The 9,403-nt window shown below is 69.4% G+C and carries 9 protein-coding genes; all 9 read right to left on the bottom strand.

Annotated elements, in window-relative coordinates; genetic code table 11:
• Positions 1-178: 178 nt before the first annotated feature.
• The 9 genes from thrS to xerD all read right to left on the bottom strand — a co-directional run bounded on the left by thrS (position 179) and on the right by xerD (position 9,340).
• Positions 179-1,441: a threonine--tRNA ligase gene (gene thrS, locus ABZ796_RS23860; protein ID WP_357340307.1), complete on the bottom strand. Its 1,263-nt coding sequence runs from the start codon at positions 1,439-1,441 to the stop codon at positions 179-181.
• Between the two features lie 204 nt (positions 1,442-1,645).
• Positions 1,646-2,413: a pseudouridine synthase gene (locus ABZ796_RS23855; protein ID WP_357340306.1), complete on the bottom strand. Its 768-nt coding sequence runs from the start codon at positions 2,411-2,413 to the stop codon at positions 1,646-1,648.
• Positions 2,410-3,075 carry an SMC-Scp complex subunit ScpB gene (scpB, locus tag ABZ796_RS23850; RefSeq protein WP_357340305.1) on the bottom strand — a complete coding sequence of 222 codons (666 nt, stop codon included), beginning with the start codon at positions 3,073-3,075 and terminating at the stop codon, positions 2,410-2,412. The genes ABZ796_RS23855 and scpB overlap by 4 nt, the downstream gene beginning before the upstream one ends.
• Positions 3,068-3,952 carry a ScpA family protein gene (locus tag ABZ796_RS23845; RefSeq protein WP_357340303.1) on the bottom strand — a complete coding sequence of 295 codons (885 nt, stop codon included), beginning with the start codon at positions 3,950-3,952 and terminating at the stop codon, positions 3,068-3,070. The genes scpB and ABZ796_RS23845 overlap by 8 nt, the downstream gene beginning before the upstream one ends.
• An 11-nt stretch (positions 3,953-3,963) precedes the next feature.
• Positions 3,964-4,326 (bottom strand): hypothetical protein, encoded by a 363-nt coding sequence (locus ABZ796_RS23840; RefSeq protein WP_357340302.1) that lies wholly within the window; start codon positions 4,324-4,326, stop codon positions 3,964-3,966.
• The gene (locus ABZ796_RS23835; protein ID WP_357340309.1) at positions 4,308-5,144 is read right to left on the bottom strand and encodes an AAA family ATPase; all 837 of its coding nucleotides are present in this window, start codon (positions 5,142-5,144) and stop codon (positions 4,308-4,310) included. Before ABZ796_RS23835 ends, ABZ796_RS23840 begins: the two co-directional genes overlap by 19 nt.
• A gap of 417 nt (positions 5,145-5,561) precedes the next feature.
• On the bottom strand, positions 5,562-5,708 hold the full coding sequence (locus tag ABZ796_RS23830) for a hypothetical protein (protein ID WP_357340301.1): 147 nt from the start codon (positions 5,706-5,708) through the stop codon (positions 5,562-5,564).
• A gap of 30 nt (positions 5,709-5,738) precedes the next feature.
• Positions 5,739-8,366 (bottom strand): DUF3516 domain-containing protein, encoded by a 2,628-nt coding sequence (locus tag ABZ796_RS23825; RefSeq protein ID WP_357340300.1) that lies wholly within the window; start codon positions 8,364-8,366, stop codon positions 5,739-5,741.
• On the bottom strand, positions 8,363-9,340 hold the full coding sequence (gene xerD / locus ABZ796_RS23820; RefSeq protein ID WP_357340299.1) for a site-specific tyrosine recombinase XerD: 978 nt from the start codon (positions 9,338-9,340) through the stop codon (positions 8,363-8,365). The genes ABZ796_RS23825 and xerD overlap by 4 nt, the downstream gene beginning before the upstream one ends.
• Between the last annotated feature and the right edge of the window lie 63 nt (positions 9,341-9,403).

Here is a 9,403-nt window from a genome sequence, read left to right as displayed (position 1 = left end):
ATCTGGTCCGGAGTCCAGGACCGCCGAAGGCGGCCGGCGAAGCCGGCGCCCGCAGGGCGTCCTTGACGCCGGACCAGATCGAGAAGACCCTCCAAACAGGGTCGGCGGCCCAGACCAGCCCCGAAGAACGGTTACGCACAGGGTGGTCTCGACAAGCCCGACCACCGGCGTCGAGATCTCACCAGGAGACCTCACCCGCCCGCGCAACATACGCCGCCTTCATCAAGCTCACCAGATCAGCGACACCGACACGGTGCTCGACCCCCGCCGAGACATCACGTACCTGGACCTTCCCCGCCTCCGCCTCGACAGACCCGATGACCGCGATCAGCGGCTCACGCCGGCGCCGAGACTCACGGATCCTGGCGCCGAGGGAGCCATCCGGGTCCAGGCGCGGACGGAGGCCCTCGGCGACGAGCGCGTCGGCGAGGGCGCGGGCGGCGGGGTCCTGGGACGGGGAGACCGGGAGGATGGCGATCTGGGTCGGTGCGAGCCACAGCGGGAGGCGACCCTGGTAGTGCTCGAGCACGGCCGCGGTGACACGCTCCATGGACCCGAGGGTGCCGCGATGGACCATCACGACCCGCTGCCGGGAGCCGTCGGCGGCGTCGTAGGTGAGATCGAAGCGCTCGGGCTGGTTGAAGTCGATCTGGACGGTGGCGATGGTCTCCTCGTGACCGCCGGGGTCGAGGACCTGCAGATCGAGCTTGGGTCCGTAGAAGGCGGCCTCGCCCGGTGCCACCACGACCTCGACGCCCGCCCCGGCCGCTGCCTTCCTCAGCGCCTCCTCGGCACCGTCCCACTGCTCGGCTGAGCCGAGGTAGGACGGGGAGGCGTCACGGAGGGAGAGGCGTACGTAGTCGACCCGCAGACCGAGGATCCGCTGGGCTTCGAGCGCTGAGCGCAGCGCCTTCGCCGCCTCGTCCGCCACCTGGTCGGGACGGCAGAAGACATGGGTGTCGTCCAGGTTGATCTGGCGCACCCGGCTCAGCCCCGAGAGCACCCCGGAGCGTTCGGCACGGAACATCGGAGCGAGCTCGTGCAGCCGGATCGGGAGCTCGCGGTAGGAGTGCGGTCGCGCCTTGTAGACCAGCGCATGATGGGGACAGTTCGCGGGACGCAGCACGAGCTCGTCGCCGCTCTCCCCCGCCGAACCCGACCCCATGGCCATCGGCGGGAACATGTCCTCGGCGAACTTCGCCCAGTGACCCGAGCGTTCGAAGAGCGCGCGTTTTCCGAGCACCGGGGTCTTGACCGGTACGCAGCCATCAGCCCGGGCGAGGTCGGCGGCGAGCCGTTCGAGCTCGGCGAAGATGACGGCTCCGTCGGGCAGCCAGAGCGGCAGCCCGGAGCCGGCCAGCGGGTCGGTGGCGAAGACGGCGAGGTCGCGGTTGAGCTCACGATGGTCGAGACGGGGCTCGGGAGAGTCAGCGGAATTCATCGGTAGGTGCTCCTTGGGAATGGGCCCGGAGCACGGTCACCAGAGACGAGAACCGCCCCGGATCAATGCTCCGGGGCGGTCTGCGAAAAGTGGACAGCAGGTCAGCGCCGGAGTGGGTCCGGCGTCGTCGTGCTCATCGCGCGCTGCTGCATGGCACTCACCCTAGCGGCTCGAGGGCGACGTACGCACTCGAGTTTCCGAGCCTCAGAGCTCGGTGGTGTCGAGGAGCTCGCCGAGCTCCTCGCGGGAGAGGTCGCGCATCTCGCCGGGCTTCATGGTGCCCAGCCGTACCGGGCCGATCCGGGTGCGGGTCAGCCGCGTGACCGGGTGACCGAGGTGGTCCAGCAGGCGGCGCACGATTCGGTTGCGTCCTTCGTGGATGACCAGCTCGATGATCGACTTGTCCTTGCGGGTCTCCATGATCCGGGCCTTGGTCACGGTCACCGGGCCGTCCTCGAGAGTGACGCCGGCGAGGAGCCGCTTGCGTACGTTCGGGAAGATCTCGCCGGTGACCTCGGCGACGTAGGTCTTGTCGACCTCGTAGCTGGGGTGGGCCAGCCGGTGCGCGAAGTCACCGTCGTTGGTGAGGATGATCAGGCCCTCGGTGTCGGTGTCGAGACGCCCGACGTGGAAGAGGCGCTCCGGACGTTCGGCGACCAGGTCGGAGAGGTTGCGGCGGCCCTCGGGGTCGCTCATCGTCGAGACCACGCCACGGGGCTTGTTGAGGGCCAGGTAGACCTTGCCGGAGATCGGCGGGAGCCGCTTGCCGTCGACGCGTACGACGTCCTTGCCGGGGTCGACCTTGGTGCCGAGGCGGGTGACCACCTCGCCGTTGACCTCGACGGAGCCGTTGAGCATCAGGATCTCGCTGCCGCGCCGCGAGGCGATGCCGGCCAGGGCCAGCAGCTTCTGGAGCCGGATCAGGCCCTCGTCGTCCAGCGGAAGATCGTCTCGCTCAGGAAGGTCACTCACGGTTTCGATTCTCCCGCATCCTCAGGATCGGACCCATTCGCCGCAGGCTCCTCGGGCTGCGCGGCGAGCGCCTCCTGGCTGACCTGCTCGGTCAGCTCCTCCTCCATGTCGGCGAGGTCGGGCAGGTAGGGCGCCAGCTCGGGCAGCTCGCCGAGGTCGGTGATGCCGATCCGTTCCAGGAAGTAGCCGGTGGTGCGGTAGAGGTTGGCGCCGGTCTCGTGGTCCTGGCCGGCCTCCTCGACGAGGCCGCGGGTGAGCAGCGTACGCATCACGCCGTCGACGTTGACGCCACGGATCGCGGAGACCCGGGCACGCGAGACGGGCTGCTTGTAGGCGACCACCGCGAGCGTCTCCAGCGCCGCCTGGGTCAGCCTCGCCTGCTGCCCCTCGAGCACGAAGCCTCCGACGACCTCGGCGTAGGCCTCGCGAGTGTAGAACCGCCAGCCACCGGCGACGTTGCGCAGGTCGAAGCCGCGGCCCTGCTCGGTGTACTCGGTGGACAGGCCCGCCAGAGCGTCGACCACCGACGCGGTCGGGTGGCCCACGGCCGAGGCCAGCGCGGCCGCCTCGAGCGGCTCGTCGGCGACCATCAGCACGGCCTCGAGCGCCGGGCGCAGGTCGGCGAAATCGATCGCGAGCGTATCGTCAGAGGCCTCAGTCATCGTCCTTCTCCCCATCATCGGCGCCGCCCTCCGCGGGCGGCTGCCCCTCGAACTCGTCCTGGATCAGCTCGTCGACATCGAGCGCCTCATCGCCGGTCCAGCGTACGGTCAGCTCGCCCAGCGCGGTGACCTGGTCGAAGGCGACCGCACCCTCGCGGAAGAGCTCCAGCAGCGAGAGGAACCGGGCCACCGTGGTCAGGGTGTCCGGCGAGTCGGAGCACAGGCTACGGAAGGTGACCTGTCCCGAGGCGCGCAGCCGCTCGATGACCAGCGCCGCCTGCTCCTTGACCGACACCTTCGAGCCGTGGATGTGGGCCAGCCCGATCTCGGGTGGCCCCGGCTTGGGCGCCATCGCGGCAGCGGCCAGCTGGGCGAACTGGTCCAGCCCGATCCCGATCAGCACCTCCGGCAGCAGGCCGGCGTAGCGCGGCTCGAGCTGGACCGAGCGCGGGTGTCGCTTGGACTCCTTCGCCAGCCGCTCGCCGAAGACGGCCGCGACCTGCTTGAACGCCTTGTACTGCAGCAGCCGCGCGAAGAGGAGGTCGCGCGCCTCGAGCAGCGCGAGGTCCTCCTCGTCCTCGACGTCACCCTGCGGCAGCAGCCGGGCCGCCTTCAGGTCGAGCAGCGTGCTCGCGACCAACAGGAAGTTGGAGGTCTGCTCGAGGTCCCAGGTGCCCTTCTCCCCCGCGCCCTTCTTGACGAAGGCGATGAACTCGTCGGTCACGGTGGCCAGAGAGACCTCGGTGATGTCGAGCTTGTGCTTGGCGATCAGGCTGAGCAGCAGGTCGAAGGGACCCTCGAAGTTGTCGAGGCGCACCTCGAATCCCCCGGCGCCGCTCGGCTCCTGTTCCTCGACCCCGTCCGGGGCTGGTGTCATCTGCGCGGCCGTCACCGTGGGTCAGCGAGCCGGTGCACGAGGGCGCTGTCGTCCCCGTACTCCTCGAGGTCGGCCAGCACGATCGCGAGCGCCTCGCGCACCAGCCGGCCGCGGTCGACGGCGATGCTGTGCTTGGCCCGCAGGTTGAGCCGGGCGTGCTCGAGGTCGAGCAGCTCCTCAGAGGTGATGTAGACCGTCATCTTCTCGTCATGACGTACGCGCCCGCTGGACCGCTTCTTGGCGGCCGGCGTCTCCTCGGCCGGCTCGGGCACGGCGTGCACCGGCCGGGTCTTGGCCTCAGCGCCCGCGGCGCCGTCCGACGTACGCCGGAACAGGTCGTCAGCGGCGGGAACCCTCACTCGCCTCGTTGCCATCGGGCCAGCACCTCCTTGGCGAGCATCCGGTAGGAGTCGGCGCCGGTGGAGCTGGAGGCGTACTCGGTGATCGGCTCGCCGACCACGGTGGAGTCGGCGAACTTCACGGTGCGGCGGATGACGCTGTGGAAGACACGGTCGCCCCAGCCGTTGACCAGGGTCTCCATGACCTCGCGGCTGTGCATGGTGCGGCTGTCGTACATCGTGCCCAGTATTCCGTCGATCTTCAGGCGCGGGTTGAGCCGCTCCTGAACCTTGTCGATTGTGTCCTTGAGCAGGGCGACGCCGCGCAGGGCGAAGTATTCGCACTCCAGCGGGACGACCACGGAGTCGGAGGCGGTGAGCGCGTTGACGGTCAGCAGGCCCAGGCTCGGCTGGCAGTCGATGAGGATCACGTCGTAGTTGGCGACGGCCGGAGCCAGGGCGCGGGCCAGGGTCTGCTCGCGGGCGACCTCCTGGACCAGCTGCACCTCGGCGGCGGAGAGGTCGATGTTGGCCGGGAGCAGGTCGACACCGTCGATGCCGGAGGGGACGACGACGTCCTCGAGCGTGATGTCACGCTCCATCAGCAGGTTGTAGACGGTCAGCTCGATCTCGTTTGGCTGGAGCCCCAGACCGACCGAGAGCGATCCCTGCGGGTCGAAGTCGACCATCAGCACCTTGCGGCCGTGCTCGGCCAGCGCAGCACCCAGGTTGATGGTCGTCGTGGTCTTGCCGACGCCACCCTTCTGGTTGACCATCGCCACCGTGCGCGCGGGGCCGCCGGTGGCGCGTCCCGGCTCGGGGAGGTGGGGCCAGGGGCGACCGGTCGGACCCATCTTGTTCTTGCCCGGGGAGTCGAAGGAACCCGCGTCGGGCTCGGGGGCGTCGGCGCGCAGCCGGGCCGAGGGCGGATAGGCCGGCGGCGGTGCTGCCGGAGTCTGCGGAGGCATCTGCGGCGCGGTCGCGCCACCTGCTCCGAAATAGCTGTCTTCCATTCCTCCACCCCCGGTTCAGTTGCCGCGGCCCTAGGACGATCGCGGCGTGCGGGTCTATATGTCGACACGGCGACTGTATGACCCAGATCTGCGCGACTGTAGGAGCCGCGCCGGGCGTGTCACAAGGCAAATCTGGGTGATTCTGCTACGCGACCCGAATCTGTTGACGACCCGTGGACCTGGCCCCGCGTGAGCCCCACAGGACAGGCACTCGATGTGGAGAAATCTGTGGATGAATCTCCGACCGATCTGCCGGTCTCAGCGCGACCGGCGGCGCTTCTGGAGCTGGTCGTAGGCCTTGCCCGCGGCGTCCTTGATCTTCTTCTGGTTCTCGGGCTTGCGAGCCTCGTTGGCGATCTTGGCGATGGCCGCGACGACGACGGGGTTCTTCAGTAGCTTGCGCACGCCCCAACGCTAGCGGAACCGGGCAACCCGTCACAGCCGACGCATCGCCACCGTCGCCAGGACCAGCTCCCCGGCCTCGTCGCTCGCGTCCAGATCTGCCACCGCCTCGATCACCCAGTCGTGGTCGCCGGCCGGGTCGTCCAGGGTCTGGGTGATCCGCCAGACCCGGGTCGAGTCGTACGCCTCGTCCTCCTCGTCCACCCCTGCCGGCGCGCCGCGCTCGGCCGTCCAGGTGAGCAGCTTGGGCGAGCGCGAGTCCGCGGAGATGCCCACGTCGTCGTGCTCGGCGAAGTAGGCCTCCAGGGCGTCGTCCCAGCGAGATCTCGTCATCACGACGTCGCGGGCCGGGTCGAAGCGGTCGGCGGCCGCGCGCTCGAGACGCATCAGGCCGTCGAGGTCGTCGCGCGAGACGGCGTCGCCCCGGGCCCACATCGCGTTGCGGACCATGATCTCGAAGGCACGGGTCTGCTGCGACAGGGACCGCGGCGGCGGAGGAGCCTCGTGGTGGGCGACGGCGGACGGGATGTGCTCGGGGTCGGAGAGCGCCTCCCACTCGTCCAGGAGGCTCGAGTCGGTCTGTCGGATCGTCTCCCCCAGCCACTCGATCAGGTCCTCGATCTCGGGACTCTTGTGGCTCTCGGGAACAGTGTGCCGGAAGGTGCGGTAGGCGTCGGTCAGGTAGCGCAGCACCAGGCCTTCGGAGCGGGCGAGCTGGTAGCGGCGTACGACGTCGGTGAAGGTCATCCCCTGCTCGTACATCTCGCGCAGGATCGACTTGGGGTCGAGGGCGTCCTCGGGCAGCCACGGGTGGGTGCCGCGGTAGACCTCGAAGAGCGCCTCGAGCCGCTCGGCCATCGGCTTGGGCCAGGTGATCTCCTCGATGAGGGCCATCCGCTCGTCGTACTCGACGCCGTCGGCCTTCATGTTCTCGATCGCCTTGCCACGGGCCTCGTGCTGCTGGGCGAAGAGGATCTGGCGTGGGGGCTCGAGCACGGACTCGATCACCGAGACGATCTCGAGGGTGTGCTCGGGCGAATCCGGATCGAGCGTGTCGAGGGCGGCGAGGGCGAAGTGCGCCAGCGGCTGGTTGAGCGCGAAGTCGGCAGGAAGGGCCTCGGTCAGGACGTAGCGCCGCCCGTACGCATCGGGCTCGGCGAGCCTGGTCAGGACCCCGCTGTGGACCAGGGACCGGGTCAGGCGCAGGGCCCGGCGGGCGAGCTTGAGCTGGGTGCGCCGCTCCTCATGATTGTCCATGGTGATCCGGCGCATCACCTCGAAGGCGTCCTCGTCGCGCGCGACGACGTTGAGGATCATCGAGTTGTCGACCTTCATCCGGCTCTGCAGCGGCTCCGGGGCGCCGTCGACGAGCTTGGTGAAGGTCGCCTCGGTCCACACGACCGTACCCTCGGGAGGCTTCTTGAGCTGGGCCTTGGAGTTCTTCTTGCCGGCCTTGCGGCGCTCCTCGGACTTCGCCTTGGCCTTCTCGTTCTCGATGATGTGCTCGGGGGCCTGGACGACGACGTAGCCCTGGGTGTCGAAGCCCGCCCGGCCGGCTCTTCCGGCGATCTGCAGGAACTCCCTGGTGCGGAGGATGCGCTGGCGGCGGCCGTCGAACTTGGCCAGGCCGGTGAAGAGCACGGTGCGGATCGGGACGTTGATGCCGACGCCGAGGGTGTCGGTGCCGGCGATGACCTTGAGGAGCCCGGCCTGGGCGAGCTGCTCCACCAGTCGCCGGTAGCGGGGCAGCATGCCGGCGTGGTGGACGCCGATGCCCTTGCGCAGCAGCTTCGAGAGCGTCTTGCCGAAGCCGGCGGCGAAGCGGACCGGCTCTAGCCGCTTGGCGATCTGGTCCTTCTCCTCGGTGGAGAGCTTCAGCCAGCTCGCGTTGAGCAGCGAGGTGCCGTGGGTGACGGCGTCCTTCTGGGTGAAGTGCACGACGTAGACCGGCGCCTGACCGGTGGTGACGAGCTCCTCGAGGGTCTCCTGGAGCGGGGTGAGGCGCCAGTCGAAGGTGAGCGGAACCGGTCGTTCCGCCTGGTCGACGAGGACGGTGTCGCGGCCGTTTCGCCTGGTCATGTCCTTGGCGAGGGCGCTGGTGTCACCGAGGGTCGCGCTCAGCAGCAGGAACTGTGCCTGCGGGAGCTCGAGCAGCGGCACCTGCCACGCCCAGCCGCGGTCGGGCTCGCCGTAGTAGTGGAACTCGTCCATGATGACGAGCCCGACGTCGGCATGACTGCCCTCGCGCAGCGCCAGGTTGGCGAGCACCTCGGCGGTGCAGCAGATGATCGGGGCGTCGGCGTTGACCGACGCGTCACCGGTGAGCATGCCGACGTTCTCGGCGCCGAAGGTCTCGACCAGGTCGAAGAACTTCTCGCTGACCAGGGCCTTGATCGGCGCGGTGTAGAAGGAGACCTTGTCCTCGGCCAGTGCCGCGGCGTGCGCGCCCGCCGCGACCAGCGACTTCCCCGAGCCGGTCGGCGTCGCCAGGATGACGTTGTCGCCGGCCAGGATGGACATGATCGCCTCGTCCTGGTGGGGGTAGAGGCTGCGGCCGCTCCCCTCGGCCCACGCCACGACCGCCTCGTAGACGTCGTCGGGACTCGCTCCGACCTTGGGGATCCAGTCGCCGGGTCTGGTCGAATTCGTCGACGGGGTCACAGGGCCCTCGGGTGTGCGGTCGCAAAGACCTCTCGGAGATTGTCCACGGTGACAAGAGTGTAGATCTGCGTCGTGGTCACCGATGCATGGCCCAGCAGCTCCTGCACGACACGGACGTCGGCGCCACCGTCCAGCAGGTGGGTGGCGAAGGAATGGCGCAGGGTGTGCGGCGAGACGTCCTTGTCGATCCCGGCGCGCTGGGCGGCGCGGGTCAGGACGGTCCAGGCCGACTGGCGGGAGAGCCGGCCGCCACGTGCGTTGAGGAAGAGCGCGCCGCCCGAGCGGGCGGAGGTGAGATCGGGGCGGGCCCGGGTCAGATAGGCCTCGACCGCCTCGATGGCGTAGGACCCGACCGGGACGATCCGCTCCTTGCCGCCCTTGCCTCGCAGCAGAACGACGTGGTCGACCCGGTCGAGGTCGTCGACGTCGAGGCCGACCGCCTCAGAGATCCGGGCGCCCGTGCCGTAGAGGACCTCCAGGAGAGCCCGATCGCGCAACGCGAGCGGCGTCCCCGGGGCGCCCGCCGCCTCCAGGATCGCCTCCACGTCGGCCAGCGGGAGCGCCTTCGGGAGCCGCTTCTCCGCCCGCGGCGGCTTCACATGGCCGGCCGGGTTGGCCTCCACCAGCCCGTCGGCCACCGCGAACTTGTGGAACCCACGCACCGCGACGACCGTACGCGCCGCCGAGGTCGCACTGAGCGCCGGATGCTCCTCGCTGCCCTCGCGCAGGTGTGCCAGGAACCCCGACACGGTCGCCTCCGAGACCCCGGCGAGGTCATCGACATCTCGTTGCGCCAGGAACTCGGCGTACCTCCGCAAGTCGCGGCGGTAGGACGACAGCGTGTTGGCCGCGAGACCGCGTTCGACCGTGAGGTGGTCGAGATACGTACGCATCGCATGCTCCACCGCTGAAGCGGACCCCGAAGCAACCGATGCAGCCGTCACGTATCCATCCAACCAGCCGAGTCGGCTCATCTTGACCGAAAACACCGCCGAGTCGGCTCATCTTGACCAGAAATGCCGCCGAGTCGGCTCGTT

Source organism: Nocardioides sp. NPDC047086 (assembly GCF_040643685.1).
GTDB lineage: Bacteria > Actinomycetota > Actinomycetes > Propionibacteriales > Nocardioidaceae > Nocardioides.
The sequence above is the reverse complement of the archived record's forward strand: the minus strand, read 5'-3'. Positions and strand labels throughout refer to the sequence as shown.

Coding starts and splice junctions, on each gene's coding strand:
- thrS (WP_357340307.1), bottom strand. CDS start 1,441: ATGAATTCCGCTGACTCTCCCGAGCCCCGTCTCGACCATCGTGAGCTC.
- scpB (WP_357340305.1), bottom strand. CDS start 3,075: ATGACTGAGGCCTCTGACGATACGCTCGCGATCGATTTCGCCGACCTG.
- ABZ796_RS23845 (WP_357340303.1), bottom strand. CDS start 3,952: ATGACACCAGCCCCGGACGGGGTCGAGGAACAGGAGCCGAGCGGCGCC.
- ABZ796_RS23840 (WP_357340302.1), bottom strand. CDS start 4,326: ATGGCAACGAGGCGAGTGAGGGTTCCCGCCGCTGACGACCTGTTCCGG.
- ABZ796_RS23835 (WP_357340309.1), bottom strand. CDS start 5,144: ATGGGTCCGACCGGTCGCCCCTGGCCCCACCTCCCCGAGCCGGGACGC.
- xerD (WP_357340299.1), bottom strand. CDS start 9,340: ATGAGCCGACTCGGCTGGTTGGATGGATACGTGACGGCTGCATCGGTT.